The following is a 23,072-nucleotide window of genomic DNA, read 5'->3' on the forward strand; positions in this document are numbered from 1 at the left end:
TAGAAGCATAATCTGCGTTTAGGCTCTCAAAAAACTTCAAAGCTAGAGAGAACAGTAATTAATCTGTAATTGGACATAGGAAATCACCCATTAAATCTATACAGAGATAGGCAATAAAAACTCGTAAGTTTGATATGTTAGTTACACGATAGGTTAAAAATTGCCTGCTTTTTACCCACTTACTGCTCATGGATTTTCAAAAGCTAGATGCTGCCCTTGCTACAGCGCTGAATGATGTTCAAAACCCAGAGGAACCGAGTTTAGAAGTGTTCATCCATACTGAACCAATTTTAGACTCTGCTGCAACTGCTGTTTTAGAAAATTTAGGCATCCGTGGTGTTACTAGTGGAAGAGATATATTTACGGCAACACTGTCACTAAATGCAATTTCCCACTTGTCCGAGGAACCTTGGGTAAAATATTTGAAGCGATCGCAGCAATTGCGTCTGGTTAATAGGAGAATAAATACAGGCAAGTTGGGTGTTTAATGACCATTGTCTGACCCTATCCTACGCAGATATTTTTTTGTATTTGCTGTAAATTAGGTTGTTTTTTTTCTGGAAACATACACTTCACCTCAATTTCCAGATTACTTACAGCACAGCATTCAGTAATTTCAGTAGTAAGAATTTTTTGAAAAACAGCCAAAAAATCTGTCAGCATGATTTGGCATGAATTATTAATTACATGATTCTTAACCTTTGATTGACTGAAAGATAGATCCTAAAGATGCGTCTAATTCGATACAATTTATAGGCAGAGAGAGCCGAGGAGAACAAGGTGGTCTTATTAAAAGGCTTTGAGATTGAGATATATACTGGCACACCTCAAGGTGAAATCGTCGGTCTCTCCGACAAAATTATTGCAGCCTTGGATGGATTTATGCGGGAGCCAGATAGCCGCAATGTCGAATACATAACTCAACCATCCCATAATTACGAAAATTTATTGTGTGCCTTGCTGCGTCCTCGGCGGGAGTTGCGAAACTACCTCAATCACTTGGGCGATTACACCTTGATACCGGGAAGTACTTTATCGTTGGGTGGCGGCGATCGCTTTCTGCGTTCCGATCCAGTAAATCCCTATCATGACTACATTGAGAACACCTACGGGACAAAAGTAGTCACCGCCAGCGTACACATTAATATAGGCATCAGCGATCCAGAAGTATTAATGCGGGCGTGTCGGGTGATCCGTATGGAAGCACCTCTATTTCTCGCCCTTAGCGCCTCATCTCCCTTCCTAGATGGCAAAACTACTGGCTATCACTCCACTCGCTGGGGCCTATTTCCGCAAACGCCTAGCCATGTACCGTTATTTGCCAGCCACGCCGATCATATCCAGTGGGTGGAAGATCAACTCGTTGCCGGAACCATGCAAAATGTTCGGCATTTGTGGACATCGGTGCGACCAAATGGCGATCGCCGCCCTTATGATCTAAATCGCCTAGAACTACGAATTTGCGATTTAGTCACAGATCCCATTGCCTTGCTAGCCATTACCGCCTTATTAGAAGCGCGTTTATTGCAAGTAATCGAAAATCCTAACATCGATCCTTTAACTCAAAGTATTTTCTCTAACGAAGAACTCGTCACCCTGACTGCTGAAAATGAAGCGGCGGCGGCGGCTGATAGTCTTGATGCTCATTTGAGGCATTGGCAAGATGGTAGAAGCATCCTAGCCAGAGATTGGATTACCCAAATGTACCAAGATGTTTGGGCGATCGCTAAACAACGAGGCTTTAGCTGTTTCCTTTCCCCATTGCACAAAATTCTCCGCGAAGGCAATGAGGCTCAACAGTGGTTGCAGTTACACACAGTCGGTTTTGACAGCCAGCGCGTCATCACTCAGGCTATTCTTGCCACCCAAGAACGCGAAATCGAACTCGAAGACAAATTGTGTTCGTCCCTACTAGCTTAATTGAAGAGGCAGAGGAGCAGGGGGAGATGAATTAATAACCAATGCCCAATGCCCAATGCCCCATGCCCCATGCCTCATACCCAATGGTAGATTTCTTTGGACATACTACCAGCCCTAAAATACATAAGTAATTAATCTTTCTACATAAAACTTAATATTTACCAATTTTAGACAAATATCCTCTCAGGGATTGCTCTGGGAGGGTTTGTGCTATTGTTTTAAAAATCTAATCGATGGATGATGCTTGATTATTATTAACAAAACCTATGAATAGCCTCTACCCTTTGGTAGATTTAACATTGACAAGAAATTGTTTTATACAATACGTAGATTATACGGACAATGCCCCAGGTCGTTTTAGTTAACCCACAAATTCCTCCTAATACAGGTAATATTGCTCGTACTTGTGCAGCAACAGGTACAGAGTTGCATTTGGTAGGGCCCTTGGGGTTTGAAATTAGCGATCGCTACCTCAAAAGAGCCGGCTTAGATTACTGGCCTTATGTCAAACTCCACTATCACGAATCCCTAGAAGCCTTTAAAACCGTACATCAAGAGCGTGGAGGCAGATGGTTAGGTTATACGGTTGGTGGGAATTTTAGTTACGTCAGCTTTCAATTTCAAGCCGATGATTGGCTACTGTTTGGTAGTGAAACTACGGGCTTACCACCAACAATTTTGTCAGATTGCGATGCTACTCTGTATATTCCTATGAGCCAACCAGGGGTTCGCAGCTTGAACTTGTCAGTCAGTGTGGCAATTGGCTTATTTGAAACCCGTCGTCAGTTAGGCTATCTACAATAGTTGTTTACCTTCATTGGCTAAGTATATTTACTTATTGTCTCTACAAGCATCTATCTAAACTGGAGAATTTTGACAGCAAGATTTTTTTGTTTACGGCAAAATATGTAAAAGAATATACCAAATTCTGGGTTTATTCGCTAATTGTAGTGGAAGATACTTACAAATAGAGGAAGGTTATTATAAGAAATTTATATATAAAACTTGAGATAATGCCAAATTTGAATGATAGATTTTGATGAATTTGAGGCATCCTAAATTGGGAACAAAAGCGCTAAAATCCAGTCATGTCATGTATTTGAGCTGTTTTTGCTCGATGAACTCCCAAAAGCAGCCTAAAATTAGACGATAGTTAATACGGTTGTTTTTTAGGGAATAATCAACGTAAAGTCTCGTGTTGAGAAGGCTGATGGGCTAGAAATATCTTGAAGATATCTACAGCAGGGGGCATCACTTTTCCAGAAGTCGCAGCAATTTATTTTTCGGCAGCGACTATAGACTAGGCAAATCATTTGTCTAGTACCCGTGATTGACGCAAGACAAGCGCGGATAATGGTAAAGAGTTATAAACGTCCTAAGTGGTGTTAGGAGTGGTTCGGACAAGTAAACACAGCAAACTTTAAGTTTTGCTAATACATGTAAACTTGTCTAAATCAGAGAAGCAGGTTAATCTTGCGTAAGCATCTCTGGTGAATGTGATCTTGATCTATCATTTGTTGTGATCTAAATCATTGACTAGTATCCAACTGAAAAATCGAGGTCAGTTAAGCGCTAGTGATCATAGGAGGTCGTCTTTGAAACGAGCATTAAAAAAGAGAGTAAAAGCTGTGTTGAACAATAACCCCAACAGCGATGATGCCCCGGTAGAACTGCAAAATGTGATGAATCCAAAAGTTAACCGCCGGGTGCGGACAAAAGCCGCCATGATTGGCTTGGCAATCTCTATGGGAGCAACCAGCCTTTTGGTGACTCGACAAAGCGATCAAGCCCAAGCAGCGGTGCCAGTAGGCAGCCAAAAGGCTTCCTCCTCAATTCCTGCTGTTCCTGACACTGAAGTGAAATTTGCCTCCACAAAGCTGGAGTCCCAAGCAGTCTCATCAGCGAGCGTGCCGGAAAATCCTGTGATCGTGGAACCAACGGCAGTCTCACAAGTGCCTGGGCTTGAAGCTAAATGGCAAGTCGCGGCAAATGGAATGTCTTTGCAAATTCCTGCATCAGAAACATTTTCCCAAGCAACAGCTGGTTATAAAAATTCCACCAACCTCAAGCCGCAAGTGGCACAGGGATTGAACAACACATTAGCCGAGACTAGTTTCCCAACAGTCACTAATTTGTCTGACTATAGTGCTGATGGTGTTGGTAGTACAAATGTTTTATTGAATGCCCAGCCACAAACAGTGGCAACATCTGGTGCAGTCAACGGTGAAATAAATGCACAACTTAAGGCACAACAAGAGTTTGCACTAAATCGCTTACAAGAAAAATCTAATCGGTTAAGAAAAAGTCTCGCACAGTTACAGTCTGGGGAAACTGAAAACCCATCACTAGCTGATATTGGTTTGGCACAGCCGACGACTGGAGTTGAAAAAACTGCATTAGTCCAGCCGAATACTTCTGACGATGCAAGCAAAGCGAACTTGATATCGAAGTTAAAACAGAAGAATCAGACCAGTGCAATTGCACCAGTACCAGCTACACCAACAGTTATTGCGTCTTCGGCTCGAACCGCCTACGAAGTTAAGCCTGGAGATACACTAGCAGCGATCGCCAGCAAATACAATACTTCAGTATCAGAACTAGTTAAGGTAAATAACCTCAACAATCCCAATGAACTGAAAATTAGTCAACAACTAATTATTCCTGCTGGTCAAGTTGAGGTAACTGTAGCGAATCAACCTACTGTAGTGAGTCAACCCACTGTAGCGAGTCCTACTTTTGTAGAGTCCAGCAAAACTCCAAAAGTAGCTACCTCTCCTATGAACATCGGTAGTGCCAACTCCTATCTACCAACTACTTCACAATCACCATCTATTGCCGACAACAGCAGCGTTGCCGTCCCTAAACAGGTAATTGCGAACAATCAGGTTCAGGCAAATAGTGCCACTGACTTAGAAGTACGCCCTACCACTCCTACTAGGTCTTATGGTGTTGGTGGTGAAGATCCAGTGCCAACAGCTTTTGCTGAAATACAACAGCCTAAAACACCAGCAAATAGGGTAGCACGGGGAAATAATAATGACCGTTTGCGCGGCTTGCAAGCGGAAATTCAGAGATTACAGCAGAAATACCGCGCTCAACAGTCTGGTAATTTAGTTGTGCCAGCAGCTAGCGATACTACTAACGCTGCAATGCTCACTCCTGTTTCTACTCCCAATAATTTCATCGTACCTAACTCTGCTATTCGACCAAATAGTGTAGCGATACCAATTCCAGTTCCTACACCTATTAGAGCTACCTATAGCGCTCAACCAATCAAGCCCCAATTCCGTACTAGTGTACGTCCTACCGAACCAGTAAACCCAGAATTCTTGCCCAATCTCGGTTCTGCTAGTCAGTGGACTCCCGCTCGCACTAAATCTCCTACAAGAGTTGCAACTCCTCCTGGAAGAGTAAATGCCTCTGACTCTTTAGGAAAGATGCGGGGAACCACAGTTACCCCACAGATAGTACCGCCTTTGGCAGCAGTGGATCAATATCTGCCCAGGCCCATTGACGAACTGACACCTCCTCCATCTTCCTCAACCGTAGCTTACACATGGCCCGCCAAAGGTACCCTTACCTCTGGTTATGGCTGGCGCTGGGGTAGAATGCACAAAGGAATTGACGTTGCTAACTCCACTGGCACGCCAGTTGTCGCCTCAGCTGAGGGGACGATAGAAAAAGCAGGCTGGAACAATGGTGGCTACGGCAACCTTGTCGAAGTTCGCCATCCTGATGGCAGCACGACTCGCTATGCTCATAACAGCAAGATTCTAGTGCAACCTGGTCAGCAGGTACGTCAAGGAGAAACAATTGCTTTAATGGGTAGCACTGGTCACAGTACTGGCCCACACACCCACTTTGAAATCCATCCATCAGGTAAGGGTGCTGTTAACCCAATTGCCATGTTACCGGATCGCATATAATTTCTTGGCTATCTGTAACTAAATCATTGCCTTGTTTTGTTGAGGGAGTTTACCTCCCTCTTTTGCTTTCTATAAACTCAACAGGGATGAAAGCTGTAAGAAAATTGCAAAAATCTTAGTATTGAGCAAATTTGTATGCTATACTAGTTTATGATTTGAAGATATATGGCTCAGTAGCTCAGTTGGTTAGAGCGCGGGACTCATAAGCCTGAGGTCGTTGGTTCAATTCCAACCTGAGCCATTTTGAAAAAACGATTATATAAGAGTTTCAGCTTCTAGTCATCTGTAGTACTAAGGAGCTAATTTTCTAATATAAGACTGTTTCGACTATCAAATGACTATGCCTATTCAACAACGTGATAGTCATGAAAGTTGGAGTTCAAGTCTTGAAAGGTCGTTTAAGATGCAATACGGTTCAGTTAAGGCTAAAACTCTGTTACCAAATGTCGTTTTTTAACGAACCGCCAACGCGCAGCGTCTCGTAGAGAAGGCGCAGAGAACGCAGAGAGAAGAAAGAGATGCTTAACTGAACTGTATTGGTTTAAGATGAAGATTTCCTAGACTTTTGTTCAATGGTAATCACAAATACTTATCTATAAACTTTATCCTGATCCTGTTGGATTTGCTCGGCTCGGTCTTGTGCAAGTCTGGTGAAACTAGGCTCAGTTGAGAACCAGTAACGAGTGTTATTGTTATCGACATAAAGTGTGGACTGGTCGGTAAGTCGACCTACAGGAAAGCGATCGCACCAAAAAACAATCAGCAAATAAAGTAAACCCGTAGCAATTATTCTAGAGATAGCTAGAGTTCTGAAATTTTTGCATATTTAAGCTACCCAAAATCATCAGAGAATAATGGCACATCATAAAATTTAAACTTTTGGTCTACTGTAATTATTGTTAAACCTTCTACCAAAGCTTGAGCAATTAACATCCTATCAAAAGGATCTTTATGGTGTAGAGGCAAATCAGCAACCTTTATTGCATGTGCCAATGTCATAGACAAAACCTCAAGCCGACTGAAGCGCAAAGCCTCCTCCAAATTACTAGGAGCAATTAACTTTCCTAAAGACTGTTTAATTGAAATCTCCCAAGCACTAATCGCACTGACGAAAATTAAATTTACAGGATTAGTAATTACTTCTCGTACCCGATCTGACAATTGAGAATCATTTTCTAAAAACCACAATAAAATATGAGTATCTAACAAAAAACTCACTACTCATCCCCATAAAATGCTGCAATTACTTCTTCTGGAGTCTCATCAAAATCATCAGCAATCTTAACTTTTCCCTGCCAAAAACCCGCAACTCTTGACTTTAAGGCATCATTTAAATCAGCTTTAGTAACTGTAGGCTCAGGTTGAGTCAAAGGCAAAACTTTTGCCAAAGGGACACCCTGATGAGTTAGGGTAACTTCAACATTATTTTGGATATCTGACAATAAATCAGCTAAATTATCAGATAAGTCAGCAATATCAAAAGTTTTTGGTGACATTTGGCTTATGCTCTCCTGATTATTAGCATTATAACCAATAAAATCTACCCTTATTGAAGATGAAATTGAATAGTATTGGACGATGAATAATGATTAAAAAATATGAAAAGTGTAATCGTTAACATGGTAAATAATTATTTAAAAACGGCTCAGTTCCCTGTTGCCACAACTCCAGGCGATCATAAAATTACAAATTATTTTTGTATGTGGCGAATTACTTCGGCAACAGACCAAGCTTGAGCGATCGCACCTCTGGGTGTATGAGGTGCATCGCCATCAAAAATCTCAGAAATAGAACCAAGACAAGCGCCAGATAAGAAATGATCTAGCAGAGGTTGCCAATCACAAGGCAGCGATTGTTGTGGATAAAAACGTTGCCAAGCCCGAATATATGGCCCAATTAGCCAACCCCAAACAGTGCCTTGGTGATAGGCGCGATCACGTTGCTCTTGATTACCCTCATATCTCCCTTTGTATTCGGGATCTCCTGGATCGAGGCTGCGAAGACCATAAGGAGTCAACAAGCTGATAGTTGCCAAATCTAGTATCTGACTCCCTTGTTGGGCAGAAAATCCACAGTGGTGCAGTGACAGCGCCACAACCGCATTGGGACGAATTTGAAAATTCCGGCGATCGTCCGGCTCAATAGTATCGTACAAATAACCCAACTGAGGATTCCAGAACTTTTGCAGCGAGATTTTAACCTTTTGTGCTTGCAAAGCATAACGCTGTGCTTGCTTAGTCAGACGCACTGGATCGCCAAGTTCAAGCGAACTTAAGCGTTCTGCCCACCGACTTAACCAACATAAAGCTGAATACCACAGCGCATTGATTTCCACGGGCTTACCGTGACGTGGAGTAACGGGATTTGCCCCAATTACCACATCCATCCATGTGAGAGCTACACCACGAGCATCCCAACTAATTAGCCCATCAATAGCATCAACCTGGATATTGTAGTGTGTACCACCAACAAAGGCTTTGTGGATTTGTTGGACTACAGAGAATTGCTCTGCCAAAAATTCCCAGTCTTGAGTAGCTTCTAAATAAAGCCCTAAAGTTTCAACCCACCACAGCGCCGCATCAATGCTGTTATAAAGTGGTTCACCATCGGCATCAGGAAATACATTAGGCATCAAACCGTGGCGATAGTAATGCCTGAAAGTCCGTAATACTCCTTTTGCCAGATCAAAGCGCTGTGGAACTAGTGCCAATCCAGGTAAGGCGATTAATATGTCGCGCCCTCGCTCATTAAACCAGTGATAACCAGCAATCATTGTGGGGCCTGCAATTGAGGCTCGATAGACGATAAACTGATCGCTTGCTTTAAGTAGTTGTTGCCAGATTGGGGATTGGGCATGGGGCATTGAGCATGGGGCATTGGGTATGACTTGCGGACAAGGAGAATTGGGCACAAGGGGAAAGACTTGTTTCAAGTTCTCACCTCTTGTCCCCTTGTCCCCTTGTCCCCTTGTCTCCCCTGCCCCTCTACCCCCCTCACTCCATCCAAAAATCTGGGAGAGCCGGTCTTGCTCTTGCTCCACGGCTTCTGCAAAGGTTTCGGAAGTGAGAACACCTGCCATCAAGTTTGGAAAACCTACTCGTGCTTCTAGTGTTACTACATCTCCTGGTTGCAGTCTGACTATCAAGTAACCAGGACTGTAGAGGTCTTCTTTGTCACTTAATCCCCGTTTTGTCTCCTCAGACAATCCATAATTCCAATACCAAACTGCATCTGGTTGATATTTTCCTTTTGTCCAACGCAAGTGCCAAGGTATACCGAAATTACCCAATTTTTTTGCTTGCAGGCAGATTTGCTGTTGCCCAAGCAATTCTGAGAACTGTAATCCTGAACTAGCAATTTGTGGGTGGTGAAAATCACGGTCTGCGATCAGCAGTCGCAGCCGTAAAATTGCTGCATCACTTCCGTCATAGCGATATTGGATCAAGATTCGATCGCAAAATTGGGCATTGGGGAGGCAGTGCGGTCTTTGGGTCTCCCCCGCCGCAGGATGCGCGAAGCGCTGTAGTGGAGCAACTGCCGTCATTGGGCATTGAGAAGCATTCTTCGCTATTTCTAGTTCCTCATTCCTAGTCCCCAGTCCCCAGTCCCCAGCCTCCACTAACCCATAAGGCATCACCAATTGTCTGCTTAATTGCCAGTTATCTCGACCCCAAATCCATTTTGGAACTGGGTTAATATCAAAACAGCGCAATAGTTCGTAGCCTGTCAGTTCAATCTGACCATTACCCCAAACATTTGTCCCCAGTGCTACAACGCTCCCCGATACTTCTAAGCTAGCGTCTAAGTGTGAAAACAGCAGAGTCCGCCCAGAAGGCGGGTTTGTAGCGGTAAACAGCCAACCGTGATAGGTGCGCGTGCGGACATCAGAAATCGTACCACTGGCAAAACTTCCTAAGCCATTGGTAAGTAACCATTCTCTTGTATCTAAATCAGGCATTGGTTACTCAAAATCGTTATGAGTATGATATAGTCGTAACAGATCGTAATTAAACTGTGAAAGCGTGGATGGGCGAGTTTTACTTGACCCGTATTCCAACGCTAATAAACCGATAAAGGAGAATTAGGTTAATGTCCCTTACTTACGGAACCGAAGGAAGCCTCCGCGTTGGCCAACAAGCTCCCGATTTCACAGCAACGGCTGTGGTAGATCAGGAATTTAAGACAATCAAACTTTCCGATTATCGCGGTAAGTATGTCGTCCTGTTTTTCTACCCACTAGACTTTACCTTTGTTTGTCCTACTGAAATCACAGCATTTAGCGATCGCTACGAAGAATTCAAGAAAATCAATACTGAAGTCCTTGGGGCTTCCGTTGACAGTGAATTCTCCCACCTCGCTTGGATTCAAACAGATCGTAAGTCTGGTGGTGTCGGCGACCTGAATTATCCTCTAGTCTCAGACATCAAGAAAGAGATTAGCGCCGCTTACAATGTTCTTGACCCAGCAGCCGGCATTGCCTTGCGTGGTCTGTTCATCATCGATAAAGATGGTATCATACAGCACGCTACCATCAACAACCTAGCTTTTGGTCGCAGCGTTGATGAAACCCTGCGGACATTACAAGCAATTCAGTATGTTCAATCTCACCCCGATGAAGTTTGCCCAGCTGGTTGGCAACCTGGTGACAAGACAATGAATCCTGACCCAGTGAAGTCTAAAGTTTACTTCTCTGCTGTCTAAATTCCGTTAGCAAACTCTAATCTAAGTTGTTGGAGTTGAGAGCAAAATCAATGAAAACCACAGATAAACAGAGATACACATGAAACAGTGTCAACTTCTGTATCTATCTGTGGTTTTTTCATAAAATAGTATTTAAGTAAGAATTCAGGAGTAAGAATTCAGAAGTCAGAATAGTTAAAGAATCAAATAAAGACTTGATAAAGAAATATCCTAGTTTTAATAAACTCCTTATATATTCTGGCTTTTGACTCCTGGGTGCTGAATTCTTACGTATTTAAATAATTCTGATTTTTCATGTTATGTGGAAAAGTCTACCAAAAACTTAACCCCCTAACCCCTTCCCAATGAGGGAAGGGGGAAAATTCAAAGTCTCTTTTCTTTTAGGAGAGAGAAATAGAAGTGAGGTTTTCTAGATGCTGTGAAAAGTCAGTTAAATAATTAGGGTTAAAAATATGTTGACTTCAACTGATTTTAGTGGCTTATTAAATGAGCGATTCTTCCGCAATTTTTTACCCGTTCCAGCTAGAAATCAACTCAGGTTTGGAGTAGGAACGCCTGATTTTCAACTGCCAGATATTACCAACGGAACTTTAGTAAAATTGTCTGATTATAAAGGCAAGCAACCAGTCTTACTCGCCTTTACTCGCATCTTTACTGAAAAACAATATTGCCCATTTTGTTTTCCTCATATCAAAGCCTTGAATGAGAACTATGAGCAATTTAAAAATCGCGATATAGAAGTTTTAATGATTACTAGTACCGATGAACGGCAGAGTCAAATTGTTGTGAAAGATTTAGGCTTAAAAATGCCGTTATTGAGCGATCCCAGTTGTCGAGTTTTTCGTACCTATCAAGTAGGACAAGCACTAGGAGCGCCTTTACCAGCACAGTTTGTATTAGATAAAGAAGGAAAACTCAGCTACTGGCATTTATTTTCTTTTCTGGATCACAATGCTAGTGTTGAGACTTTGTTAGAACAATTTAATTGAGTATAAGGTGTAAAATTGATTGGCAATACCCACTCTACTGATAAAATTGTGAGGTTTTATGGTGCTGACCCTTTATCATTCATCTATTTCTCCTAACTCTCGCCGCGTCTGGATTACTCTGCTGGAAAAAGGACTTGAGTTTGAATTAGTAGAGATAAAGCTGGATGGGGAGCAGTTTAAACCAGAGTTTTTGGCAATTAACCCATTCCACCACATTCCAGCTTTGGTGGATGATGGCTTTAATGTCGTGGAATCTTTAGCAATCCTGGACTATTTAGAGGCAAAATATCCCACACCTGCGATGTTGCCTAAAGATGCCAAGGATTTAGCGATCGCACGGATGGTACAACTGGTAACTGTAAATGAGCTTTTGCCAGCAACCACCACATTTTTACCTCAGATATTAGGCTTACCTGGAGAAAATCCCGAAAAAATCGAGCAGGCGAAGCAGAAAATTTCAACAGTACTCAAATTATTCGAAAATTTACTTGACGATCGCCCTTACTTTGGTAGTCAAAACCTAACTCTAGCTGAGGTTGTGGCTGGAACTGTAGTAATCTGGCTGCCAGAAGTAGGCATTTCTTTAAAAGATTATCCAAAACTGAATGCTTGGCACGATCGCTTAATTGTACTTCCATCGTGGCAAGCTACCGAGTCTACACCAGAGGCAATGGAAGCGTTTAAGTCTGTCATTGTAGCGAGAAATACGCGGCATCAGACCTAATCAATGTAGAAACGGTAAATTTTACCGTTTCTACAATCGGAAATTTTCACAGCTTGACTTGCTGCAAATGACTGCGGGGATTATAAGTACGTATAGCCCGGATTTTTTCATAATATTCTCGTTCTTGTTGGCTGAGGTCTTTTGGTGGTGCGATCGCTACCTTCACCAACTGATCGCCACGTCCACCCTTGGCGAGGGGCCAACCTTTGCCACGTAAACGCAGTGATTGTCCAGAACGTACCCCGGCTGGTAGCTTGACATTAACTGAACCGTCGGGAGTGGGTACATCAATAGACGCTCCCAGAGTAGCTTCATCTGGTGTGATTGCCACTTCGCACACCAAGTTATCGCCTTCCATTTGGAAGAACGAGTGCGGCTGAAGTTCGACTTTTAAGTATAAATCCCCTCGTTGTTGAGTCATCGGGTTGATTTGACCTTTACCCCGCACGCGCAGACGAGTACCAGGTTTAGCCCCAGATGGAATACGAACATCAATTGTTTCGTTACCTAAACTGAAGCGCTTTTGCACGCCGTTAAAGGCTTCAGCAAAAGTTAGGGTGATTATAGCTTCGCTATCCTGGGAAGTACCCGCACCTGGATCTTGAAACCCATAATCGTTAAAGCCACCAAAACCACTTGGCGCACCTGTAGGAGGGCGGTAAGAGTAACTTTGTCGCCCGCCTCCACCACGAGGAGCAGCACCGCCAAAGCGTCCTAGCAACTCATTAATGAACTCATCAAAATTGCCGTATTGACTGAAGTCAAAGCCACCCATATCGGCACCAACGCCGCCGCCGGGGAAACCTTCACCAGCTTGCTTCCAATATTGACCGAATTGGTCATATTTTTTGCGTTTATCTACATCTGAAACAACCTCGTAGGCTTCGCTAACTTCTTTAAAGCGTGCCTCTGCCTGTTTGTTATTTGGGTTGACATCGGGGTGATATTTGCGGGCTAGTTTACGAAAGGCTTGTTTAATCTCATCTTGAGTGGCAGTCTTACTAACTCCCAAAATTGCGTAATAGTCCTTGAAGTCGGTTGCAGCCATCTACTAGCCTCCTATAGAAATTACTGTTATGTTTTTTTTTAAGAACACAGATATTTAATTGCTAGGTAGAGTGCCAAGCAAAAGAATCTGATTTTAAATTAACAAAGAATATAGAAAATCAAGTGTGGTTCTTGCTCAACGTGCGATCGCAATTTCCGTACTCCGATTTTTCTGATAAGCGGATCAGCCCGTCTAGTCCCTCTTCCAGGCTTGGGGGGGCATCTCGGAGTTGACGGTGCATCCGCAAAATAATTTCTTCAGGAACCCGGCGCGATCGCCTTTTATTACGTGCCAAACACAGCCAGACTGGTGTATCCACCCAAATTCCCATAATTTGGGTAAAGCCCAATTCACGGGCTAAAGCAATGACTTCACGGCGATGACGGCGCTGGGCATTGGTAGCGTCGAAAATGGCTGTATTTGCTGTAAAAATAGCTTGTTGAAATTGCCGTTCTACTTCCTGCCAAATCAGTAGCCACGGCCCCTGAAGGGCTTGAGAACCGAACAATTGCCCCCTGATGCCATCCGTAGAAATCAGCGGCATCTGGGGGCATTCTGTCATTAATTGTTTTGCAAAAGTTGACTTACCGCTACCTGGAAGACCAATCAGCAAAAACAGTTTAGTCATTTGTCCGTTGTCCTTTGTTACTTGTAACTATTAACCAATGACTAATGACTAATGACTAATGACTAAATGATTGTTCCATCAGCAATTACAGCATTTTTCAGCACGACGACGATACCACTGCGGATGTAAAAACCTTGGTTTTCGCGTTCAGCTTCTTGCACATTATCTTTATTGATAATTTTGACATCATGACCGATGCGGGCATTTTTATCAATGATGGCACCGCGAATGATCGTGTCTGTACCGATGCCTACGGGAATGTCATTATCTATCAAGCTACATTGCCGTTCTACAGAAGCTTGGTAAAAATCTGCACCCATGAGTAAAGATTCTTCGATGACGCAGCCAGATTCAATCCGCGATCGCACTCCTAAAACTGAATGTTGAATGCGGCAATTTTTCAAAATACAACCTTCGCCAATAATTGATTCTGTGATATGGCAATCTAAAAGTTTAGTCGGAGGTAAGTAACGAGGGCGGGTATAAATTGGTGCTTTTTCATCGTAGAAACTAAAAGGTGGCTGGGGCTGCTGAGTCAGGGCTAAATTTGCTTGATAAAAGGCTTCGATTGTTCCAATATCTTCCCAGTAATCATCAAAAAGGTAAGCTTGAACGTTGTAATCTTTAGAGGCATCAGGAATAATTTCTTTACCGAAATCAGTTCTTTCTATACCTTCTCTCAACAACTTGAACAAAACCTCTTTTTTGAAGACATAAATCCCCATTGAGGCGATGTAAGGTTGTTTCAGGGCTTGTTCTTTTGTTAATCCCAGTACACTTGTATCAACTTGCATTTGGGTTAACGCTTCGCCTTTAGGTTTTTCGCTAAAGTCAATTACCCTACCAGAATCGTCAATTTTCATCAAGCCAAAATCTGAGGCGCGGCGCTCATCGATGGGGATGACTGAGAGAGTAATATCAGCCCCTGTGTCCCTATGGCGCTGGATAAACTGGCGATAATCCATCCGGTAGAGGTGATCGCCTGAAAGGATTAGATATTCTTCTACATCCCATTCTTCCATCAACCATAGATACTGACGCACAGCATCGGCTGTACCTTGGAACCAGTTGGGATTTTCTGGTGTTTGTTGTGCAGCTAGCACTTCCACAAAACCTTCGTTGAAACCAGTAAAGTTATAGGTACGGGCGATGTGACGATTCAGGGAAGCTGAGTTGAATTGTGTCAGGACGTAGATTTTGAATATTTCGGAATTTATGCAGTTACTAACAGGGATATCGATTAAGCGGTACTTCCCCGCTACTGGTACTGCTGGTTTAGCGCGGAGTTTGGTTAATGGGTAAAGCCGAGTACCCGCGCCACCGCCAAGGATGATTGATAATACTTTTTTCACAAAATTTCTCCCGACTGCCTTTCAACTCTCATCTTCAGTTTAGGACTGTCTGCCACCACAGGTAAGGGGGATCGTGTGATTCTTAGGGATGAATTTTATAGAATGCTGTTGATGATGGATAGTGCGGCTGATAAGTAAAAATACTAGAACGTTTGTATTATTTTAGCTGATTGACAAAAGGAATTTTATTCTAACCTCTCACGGATGGACTGCTATAGTTATCTATTTATTTTCTTTGATAAAATATGCTGCGAGATAAAATTATCAGGTGAATCACTATTTTTGGCAATATTGAGACGTAGAAACTGCGCCCAGACTTCATCGCTAAGTAACTTTAAAGCAGTTTTGGGATTGTTAATTGCGATCGCATTGATAACTTTACGCCATACTTCTTGCAATGACTCAAGAAAAGCCTCTTCAATAGAAGATTGACTCAACAATGAAAGGGCAGTTTTAAAACTTTCTGAATCAGCTTGTATATTCTTCGTTCTTAACCCTTGAAGTGCCACATTTAACCACACAGGCAGAAGTTCTAGCCAATTGTTTTGCTGTATGTTTTTGAGTGCAATGTCTTCCATACCTAGCGCACCCCATACATATAAAGACTCCACAGCCAGTTTAGAATCGCGGTTGTTTAGAGCATTTTGCCATAAATTTTGAGCTTGATTTTGGAAGCGATTAGCAAGAAATTCATAAGCTTGCTGGACTTGATGCAAAATTGTGACTTTATAAACTGATTCACCCCGTGGTAAGTAATCACCACGATAAGATAGCCAATTATGAGATCCACACAGATGGATTTCTTGATCAACTATTACTTCTTTTATATGGGAGTCTCCCAGCCATAAAACCTGTACAGATGATAAACCATCAGGTGTTTTTATTGCTCGCAGTTTTTTCTCTACTTCTGGCGAAATTGATTTCTCTTCATCTTCTTGTCGCCGCGCAATTCCATATCCAATTAAAACCCAAACTCCACGATTAGCTAATTTTTGTAACAAAATTAGAAATTTTTCATCGACAACTGCCTGATTCACCCAAGGAGAATAAATAATAACCTGACTTTTAGCAGAATTCAAAACTTCTGAGAAAGCTTGGCTAATTTGTCCGTCGCGTAACTGTACAACTTCACCTACAACTGGAGAATTATCTACTTTTTTACCAGTTTTTGTTGCAGTTTTTAGGGCTTTTTGGCGAATATTTTCAAGTCTAGCTTCTATTTCAGTATTTTTCTGTTTGAGAATGGCTTCACGTTCAAAATTGATGGTTTCGGTTGATAACTTACATAATGCTTGCAAGGATATCTTACCTTGAGCATGTAGAGCTTCTAAGCAATTTGATGCTGACTCTAAAATTTGTTTTCCATTTCTTATTTGGATAGTTAATTTATCTTCAAGGGCATCGAAGATAACGAAAAGCGATATCTTTCTCCAAAATTTTTGAGTTGGATTTAATACCTTATAAGAAGTAACGATTTTTCCCTCTTCTGGGATATGAAGTGCTAAATCCGAAGCCTGAATACTTTTTTGGATTTCCTCAAGTTGTAAAGAAGAGATATCAGCAATTGCATGATCAATAGTTATAAAATCTGCCAAGTCTGGCAACTTTATCACTGTCTCGCTTAGTGATTCAGCTTGAAAGGTTATTTTGTCACTTAAAGGATCTGTAATAGCATTAAGCTGTACAGGATATGGGGGCTGTGGTACAGACCCTTTTTCATAAAATGAGCGACCTTCAGAAGTAACTGTAATTGGTGATGTTGGTGATAGAGTTTGTAATGAGCGAAGAGTTGCAGTAGTAGTTTTGATAAATATAGAATCCAGTCCAAGTACAGAGGCTAATTCATCCTCTGTTGGCGGAGGTTGAAATTCAATCGCAGCGCGGATAATAAATTCTTCGAGTACGTTAAACTGGCGGGGTTCTTTGATATTTACTTCTATATTAGTTTGACGCAAACTATAACGGAATTGACGTGCTGCTAAAACCGATAAACTAGGACTTTGCGCTTCTATTTCGTCTACAAAATTTTTGAGATTGTCATCAATAGGTTTAGCAGAAGAGGCGAGAAACATCAAGGGAATAAGATTGGATAATTGAATTTGTACAAATACTTGTAACCCATGAGGCAAAGTATTTTTATGGTTTCAATAAGCTTTGGCGACGACTAGCCTACCAAGCAAATCCAGTACCAGTGACAAATATTAGCACATTATAAATTTCCCTAGGAATGGCCATCGTGGGAGTATTCAGCAGCGTAGGTGTAGAAGCAATCGCGATCGCCAGTGTTCCATTTTGAATTCCTACTTCTACTGTAATTGCCGTAACGCGTTTTTCTCCTAATCGGGTTAAAGTTGCGATCGCAAAACCTTAGAGGTTATTTATAAAGTAAAAATAAGATTATTGTACAATACGGTTAAGTTAAGCATGTCTTTCTTCTCTTTGCGTCCTTCTCTGACGAGACGCTGCGCGAATGCGTCTTTGCGGTTCGTTAAAAAAATTGACTTTGGCAAAGAGTTTTAGCCTTAACTGAACTGTATTGGATTATTGTACGGTGTGTTAGGTGCATATTCCTAGATGATTTGTCACAAAAAATTTTATCAGAGTGCTAACGCACCGCCATGTAATGCGGTACGTAATAGCAAAGCCTTAACCCACTTTACTTAAGATTTACTTTACAAATAGTCTCTAAGCAGGCTTTATGAAATAGGAGTAGTTCTATCTTCCTCCAAGGATGCTGGCAATTTAGAAGAACTAGCGCCACTTTCTGGTGTTGAAAGCTCATCACTTACCATTCCATCCCATGAATAGTTACAGATTTTAGTGTGAAGCAATTTACCAAATGTGAGGTTAATTGCTAGGGCGAAAGAATCGATAAAAATTAGATTTACAAAGCGATCAATCATTAGACCCCCTTGAGCTAAATTAAGCATCAAGTGATATGTGCTTTCTTACTACACATGTCATAATCTCTTTTCCAGAAAAGTCTGGTATTTTAATAATTCCTGGTTGAAGGGAACAGGGAGAAAGGGATTGTAGGTAAGGGAAACAGGAAAGAAAATATTATTTATCGCTTTAATCTTGGGAAGAAGTAACGCCAAATGAAGGACTTGATTTTATCAGCATAACTGCTAAAGATGATACAGTTTATTGGATAAGCTCTACCTACACAGGCTAATTTGCCCAATAGATAGCCTTCTTAAGATTGTCATCAATAGGTTTAACTGAAAAGGCGAGAAACATCAACAAAACCTTCATGTTTACTGACGATATTTGACACTTCGGAATACATACTTCCGACTTTACCTGGTTGGTGGGTAAATAAATTATGACAACCCACAATTATCAGTAGTTCTTGGGCGCGAGAAAATGCAACATTTACCCGTTCTGGTTTCTTAGCAAATCCGACATCTCCTTTACTGTTGTTGCGAACCATACTTACAATTACAACAGGTCGCTCCATACCTTGAAATCTATCTACGGTACCAGTACGAATCTCTAATGAAGGGAAAAGTTCAGATTGTAGGCGTTCATCAATTTTTCTTAATTGAGCGCCATAAAACGTAATTACGGCAATTTCTTTTTTTGGTTCACCATTAGCAACTTTAGCAACCCAAGTAGTCTCGAACTGCTTACACAGACGTTCAATCGCATCAATTTCTGGTGTATTAAAGTAAGAAGTTCCGCTTCTTTGCTCTAAAAACTGATTCTCGATAGGCGTTTTTACCCAAACAAGATGCTGAGATTCTTGGATAATTTCGCCTGCTAAATGATGTGCGCGTTTTGTGTCCGGTTCCAAAATACCAGATTCTAGTTTACCATCATAAAACTGATTGATTGCACCCATAATAAATGGGTGCATTCGATATTGTGTCGTTAGCATTTGTTTAATGCTTTCATCAGCCGATTCAAACTGACTTTTAAATAGTGATTCTTCTAAGAATTGTAGTTCGTCTCGTGTATTGCCAATTGTCTGAGCAACTTCTTCTAAAGTGCTAGTGTCAAGCATGGGTGGTAATTGCCGATGATCGCCTACCATGACTAACTTTTTACCTTTCAAAGCTGGGATTAGTAACTCTGGTGGAGTACACTTACTAACCTCATCAATTATGACAACATCAAAGGATTTGAATTCTTCCGAAAAACCTCTATTTGCAGCTTGAACGCAGGTGATACCAACGACGTTGGCATTATCTAAATATATGCGCCTTAAATCGTCGCTATCGCCTTCAGTTGGCTGCCTTAATTTTCCTATCCAGTCTTGAACAAAATTCTGATATTTTTTGAGATAATTTTCTTCTTTTTCGAGTTCATTTTGCCAAGATTCAAACTGAATATTGATACCGCGTAATAACTCTATATTAAACAAGTCAGCAGCAGAATTTTCTGGTTTAAACTTATCCGGTATTCTTTGCCATTCTGTCAACCACCAGTTTCTTTCTTCTATTAATTTATCTGATGGCTGTGGTTGTAATTTTTCTTCTATTTCACGCAAGCTAATTTGTAATTTTTGAAGTTGCTGTAGAGAAGTTTCAATTTCTTCTTGTAGTTTTGATAAATGCTCGTGTAGAGAATTTTTAATCATCTCCAACACAGCAAAAGGTTCTAAGGATGAAATTAAGGTTTCAAGCTGACTAATGGAAGTTACCCAATAATTCACTTGATTTGAAAATTCTTGTGGATTTTCCCAAATATTTGATTGGGTTGCAAGATATTTATCAGTTAAAGTGCGTAATTGAGCAGGTATATTTTGTTGATTAAGTTCTTGCAAGATATTAATAACTCTACCAAGTTGCAGATTAGCGTCTTGTTGTGCTTTTTCTACCTCAACTTGAGTAATGGATATTTGCTGTTGGCTAATTTCATTTTTCTGAAGTTCATTTAATTGTCTTTGTAAATACTGAAGCTGTTGTTCAGTTTCGGTTTTGACTTTTAAAACGCATTGACGTGCATTTACAAGAATAGTATCTAACAATTCTTGGGTAATTTGTGTGAGAGTAGAATCGATGTTATTCCATTCCCATGATGCGCCATAAGTTCGTTGCATTCTAATTAAGAAAACCTGGGTATTTTCGACCAGTAATTTTCGCTGTTTGGGGTTGAGTAGCTGATAATTGCTAAACTGTTGATAGGTTTCTTGCCATTGGGTGCGATCGCTCTTTGATAGCACCATTGGAATCTGACTAAAATTTTCTTGTAAAAAATAGCTGAAATTATGCTGTTTACCCCGTCTATTGGTAAAACCTCCGTCTATTTCATAAGCGATCGCCTTTGTCAATAGCTCCCATTCTGGCAGATTAATTTTGTAAGTTTTTGGTACTATTTGTAATTTTAATGTATTAGCAAACATCAATAAACCTAGTGGTAAGTCCACCAAATTTTCTGTTAGTGGTAAACCTGATTGCTGACAATCTTTTAAAGTTTGATATAGATGAGAAGGTGCTGTAGATTTCCATTCTTTTACTGCTGAGATAATATAATCAATTTCCCGTTGGCGATTTTCCCAAATCTGGATTGTTTGCTGTAGATTTTGTAGTTTGGCAAGATATTTCTGATAATCTGGTTGTACTTGATTTAATAATGCAAAATTCTGTTTGACAACCTCCACTGATGCTGCAACTTCTAAGATGGCTTGACTAGCCTCTTGAGCATGAGTAAAAGCAGATTTAAATCCAGAAATTTCTGTTGCTACAGTTTCACGCAACCAAACCGCTAAACCAAAAGCACCAAGCGCCGGACGTACCAAGCCAAGTTCATCAGTATATTTGATGGTTTGACGAACATTTACTAAAAATTCTTCTACTAAACTATTACCTTCTGTGTATGGCTTCAGAAGAGGCAAAAAATCTGTAACTTCTGGAGCTTCCCAATTTATATTTGGTGCAGTGTTTAGTATATTTTCTAGACCTGCAATTAGAGATTCAACGTTGTTCTGTTTTTCTATGGTTTCGTTGTAAGATTTTTCTTGATTTTTAAAGTTTGTCTCTACCTTTAACTTATTTTTATTGAATTTTGCTTGCTGCTGGCTAAATTCTTCCTCTGCTTGGAAGTAGGGTGTGAATCTTTGTGCTGATGCCAGTAATTGACTGAAAGTTTTGATATTTTCGAGCCGTTGTGTAATATTATTTTCGCAGTCAGTTGCTGTATTTTCTAGCCATCTGCCAATAACTTGGTCTTCTAAAAATGGCTGTCCTTCTTCCCCAACTTTTTCGGCTCTCCCCTTGCGTACTGCCCGAATCACTGGGTTGTGAACTAATCGACTCAGGGCGTTATCTACTGCTAAATTCGCTTGCGAAGCGATTAAGGTACGCCCACCTCGAAGGGCAATTTGATAGCAAATCTCGGCAATTACAGTAGTTTTACCAGTACCTGGTGGTCCTTGGATAAGAACAAGATCCTTGGCAGCAAGTACCTTTTCTACTGCTGCTTTTTGCCCAGGATTAGCGGAAGATAATAATAAATCTTGTGGTTGAAGTTCAACAGTGCTTTTGATTTGTTTAGCCTGAGAAGCATCGAATAAAAAGTTGCCTAAATATGGATTTTGGGTGTAACCATTATTCAAATCATCTAAGGCTTTTTTCTTACGCTGAATCTGCTGAATATCGCCAACTGCCTCGAAACATAAGAATCCGGTAGCTGGTAATTTATAGCGCTCTGTTGCCATGAATTCAGCTAAGTCGCGTTCTAGTCTGAGGCTGATAATACAACGATTCGTATCAACTTCTTCAACAGTTCCTAATTGACGACCGCTAATCCAATTTTTTCCGACAGGAGCAGTTTCAAAAAGTTTTAAATCTTCGTTTTTTGTGCGTCTTGCTCGTTCCCAAAAATTATCTACTTCGAGGGAATTTTGATAAAAGCCGTCAAGGGTGGCTGAATTTACATCAATTTCAAAACTAATCCGCCTTTTGAAGTTATAGTTATGACTTACGTAACGCACACAAAATTGACGTGCTTTAGCAATTTTTTCCTCAATTTGCAAAAACGCTTTCCAAGCTTTCAGCTGATCTTCTGTAGGCACATTTTCGCCACAAACTGGCGCGGTGGCGATGCGCTTCAATGTCGCTGGCGGAATGTCGAGATGATGCTGATGATTAGCCAGTAAACGTAAGCGACAAGGTATAGCATAGCTGTCGGCGTGTCCTCGTAAGGGTTGTAACAACTGAGCCGAAAGTATTTTTATACCGTCACGTCCATCTTTTTGTACAGCTGCTCTAAATCCTAATGTTTTTCTGAGCTTCTCAAGTCTTGCAGGCAATGGAAAATCATCGGAGTCTGTCGCTATTGTCAAATCCCAAATTTCCTCTCTTGCCTCTTTCCCTGCGCCTTTGCGACGCACATAAAATAAAGAAGGCTTTTTTCCGACACATTCATACATTAACTCATTGGCGCGATCGCGCCGCTCTCTAAAATCGGAATATGATTTTAGGGCACTTTCACCTTCAAGATGGCGGATGAAACTATCAATTGCTGAAGTTATAAACATATAGCCCCAATCTTCAGAGTTGGTTTTAGTTTTTGAAGATTTTGCTATTAGTTTACTTATCGCTATACGAATACGTTCTGCATCAGATTCTGGAATTGCACTGGTATGACTTTTGACTGCAATTTTTAGCTTCTCACAAATTGCTAATAGCTTCTTGCTATCTAAATTTAATTCTTTTGCTAGTTCGTAAACTCTGACTTTGCCGTTGTTCATCCAGTTAACAATTGAGGGTTTTGATTTAAACGTAGAGGGGTGCAAAGGTAAGCGCAGAGGAGCGCAAAGTATTATTTTAATCCGAATC

Annotated in this window: 17 protein-coding genes and 1 tRNA gene; 8 read left to right on the forward strand and 10 right to left on the reverse strand. The window is 41.1% G+C overall.

Translation table 11 applies throughout. The features are described from left to right. Positions 1–188: 188 nt before the first annotated feature. The 5 genes from H6G86_RS06555 (at position 189) to H6G86_RS06575 (ending at position 6,087) form a co-directional block, all read left to right on the forward strand. The gene (locus H6G86_RS06555) at positions 189–488 is read left to right on the forward strand and encodes a hypothetical protein (protein WP_190933646.1); all 300 of its coding nucleotides are present in this window, start codon (positions 189–191) and stop codon (positions 486–488) included. A 292-nt stretch (positions 489–780) separates the two neighbouring features. After that, a complete protein-coding gene (gene gshA / locus H6G86_RS06560) occupies positions 781–1,920 on the forward strand; it encodes a glutamate--cysteine ligase (RefSeq protein WP_190933647.1) in 1,140 nt (379 codons plus the stop codon). Between the two features lie 342 nt (positions 1,921–2,262). Continuing rightward, positions 2,263–2,724, forward strand: a complete 462-nt coding sequence (locus H6G86_RS06565; protein ID WP_163930469.1) for a tRNA (cytidine(34)-2'-O)-methyltransferase — start codon at positions 2,263–2,265, stop codon at positions 2,722–2,724. Positions 2,725–3,515: 791 nt separating this feature from the next. After that, positions 3,516–5,846, forward strand: a complete 2,331-nt coding sequence (locus H6G86_RS06570; RefSeq protein WP_190933648.1) for a peptidoglycan DD-metalloendopeptidase family protein — start codon at positions 3,516–3,518, stop codon at positions 5,844–5,846. A 167-nt stretch (positions 5,847–6,013) separates the two neighbouring features. Beyond that, positions 6,014–6,087 (forward strand) — tRNA-Met (locus tag H6G86_RS06575). Positions 6,088–6,435: 348 nt separating this feature from the next. Here H6G86_RS06575 and H6G86_RS06580 read toward each other — a convergent pair. The 4 genes from H6G86_RS06580 to H6G86_RS06595 form a co-directional block, all read right to left on the reverse strand. Continuing rightward, positions 6,436–6,612 (reverse strand): hypothetical protein, encoded by a 177-nt coding sequence (locus H6G86_RS06580; protein ID WP_190933649.1) that lies wholly within the window; start codon positions 6,610–6,612, stop codon positions 6,436–6,438. 65 nt (positions 6,613–6,677) lie between these two features. Further along, on the reverse strand, positions 6,678–7,064 hold the full coding sequence (locus tag H6G86_RS06585) for a type II toxin-antitoxin system VapC family toxin (RefSeq protein WP_190933650.1): 387 nt from the start codon (positions 7,062–7,064) through the stop codon (positions 6,678–6,680). Next, a complete protein-coding gene (locus H6G86_RS06590) occupies positions 7,064–7,342 on the reverse strand; it encodes a hypothetical protein (protein ID WP_190933651.1) in 279 nt (92 codons plus the stop codon). The genes H6G86_RS06585 and H6G86_RS06590 overlap by 1 nt, the downstream gene beginning before the upstream one ends. Before the next feature lie 194 nt (positions 7,343–7,536). After that, complete coding sequence (locus H6G86_RS06595) at positions 7,537–9,804, reverse strand: amylo-alpha-1,6-glucosidase (RefSeq protein WP_190933652.1); 2,268 nt, start codon at positions 9,802–9,804, stop codon at positions 7,537–7,539. Positions 9,805–9,935: 131 nt separating this feature from the next. On the opposite strand from H6G86_RS06595, the gene H6G86_RS06600 reads away from it, so the two are divergent. From H6G86_RS06600 to H6G86_RS06610, 3 genes are all read left to right on the forward strand, one after another. Beyond that, positions 9,936–10,547 carry a peroxiredoxin gene (locus tag H6G86_RS06600; RefSeq protein WP_069068387.1) on the forward strand — a complete coding sequence of 204 codons (612 nt, stop codon included), beginning with the start codon at positions 9,936–9,938 and terminating at the stop codon, positions 10,545–10,547. A 452-nt stretch (positions 10,548–10,999) separates the two neighbouring features. Then, positions 11,000–11,536, forward strand: a complete 537-nt coding sequence (locus tag H6G86_RS06605) for a peroxiredoxin family protein (RefSeq protein ID WP_190933653.1) — start codon at positions 11,000–11,002, stop codon at positions 11,534–11,536. 61 nt (positions 11,537–11,597) lie between these two features. Beyond that, complete coding sequence (locus H6G86_RS06610) at positions 11,598–12,260, forward strand: glutathione S-transferase family protein (protein WP_190933677.1); 663 nt, start codon at positions 11,598–11,600, stop codon at positions 12,258–12,260. Positions 12,261–12,306: 46 nt separating this feature from the next. On the opposite strand, the gene H6G86_RS06615 is transcribed toward H6G86_RS06610, so the two are convergent. The 6 genes from H6G86_RS06615 to H6G86_RS06640 all read right to left on the reverse strand — a co-directional run bounded on the left by H6G86_RS06615 (position 12,307) and on the right by H6G86_RS06640 (position 22,984). Beyond that, positions 12,307–13,308, reverse strand: coding sequence for a DnaJ C-terminal domain-containing protein (locus H6G86_RS06615; RefSeq protein ID WP_190933654.1), 1,002 nt, complete (start codon positions 13,306–13,308; stop codon positions 12,307–12,309). A gap of 118 nt (positions 13,309–13,426) precedes the next feature. Beyond that, the gene (locus tag H6G86_RS06620; RefSeq protein WP_190933655.1) at positions 13,427–13,936 is read right to left on the reverse strand and encodes an AAA family ATPase; all 510 of its coding nucleotides are present in this window, start codon (positions 13,934–13,936) and stop codon (positions 13,427–13,429) included. A 62-nt stretch (positions 13,937–13,998) separates the two neighbouring features. Continuing rightward, positions 13,999–15,288 carry a glucose-1-phosphate adenylyltransferase gene (locus H6G86_RS06625; protein WP_114084227.1) on the reverse strand — a complete coding sequence of 430 codons (1,290 nt, stop codon included), beginning with the start codon at positions 15,286–15,288 and terminating at the stop codon, positions 13,999–14,001. A gap of 218 nt (positions 15,289–15,506) precedes the next feature. Beyond that, positions 15,507–17,417 (reverse strand): phospholipase D-like domain-containing protein, encoded by a 1,911-nt coding sequence (locus H6G86_RS06630; protein WP_242064714.1) that lies wholly within the window; start codon positions 17,415–17,417, stop codon positions 15,507–15,509. A 567-nt stretch (positions 17,418–17,984) separates the two neighbouring features. After that, the gene (locus tag H6G86_RS06635) at positions 17,985–18,191 is read right to left on the reverse strand and encodes a hypothetical protein (RefSeq protein ID WP_190933656.1); all 207 of its coding nucleotides are present in this window, start codon (positions 18,189–18,191) and stop codon (positions 17,985–17,987) included. Positions 18,192–18,505: 314 nt separating this feature from the next. Then, positions 18,506–22,984, reverse strand: a complete 4,479-nt coding sequence (locus tag H6G86_RS06640) for a translation initiation factor IF-2 N-terminal domain-containing protein (RefSeq protein WP_190933657.1) — start codon at positions 22,982–22,984, stop codon at positions 18,506–18,508. Positions 22,985–23,072 lie beyond the last annotated feature (88 nt).

This window comes from Nostoc sp. FACHB-133 (assembly GCF_014698055.1).
In the GTDB taxonomy this organism is placed as follows: Bacteria; Cyanobacteriota; Cyanobacteriia; order Cyanobacteriales; family Nostocaceae; genus Nostoc.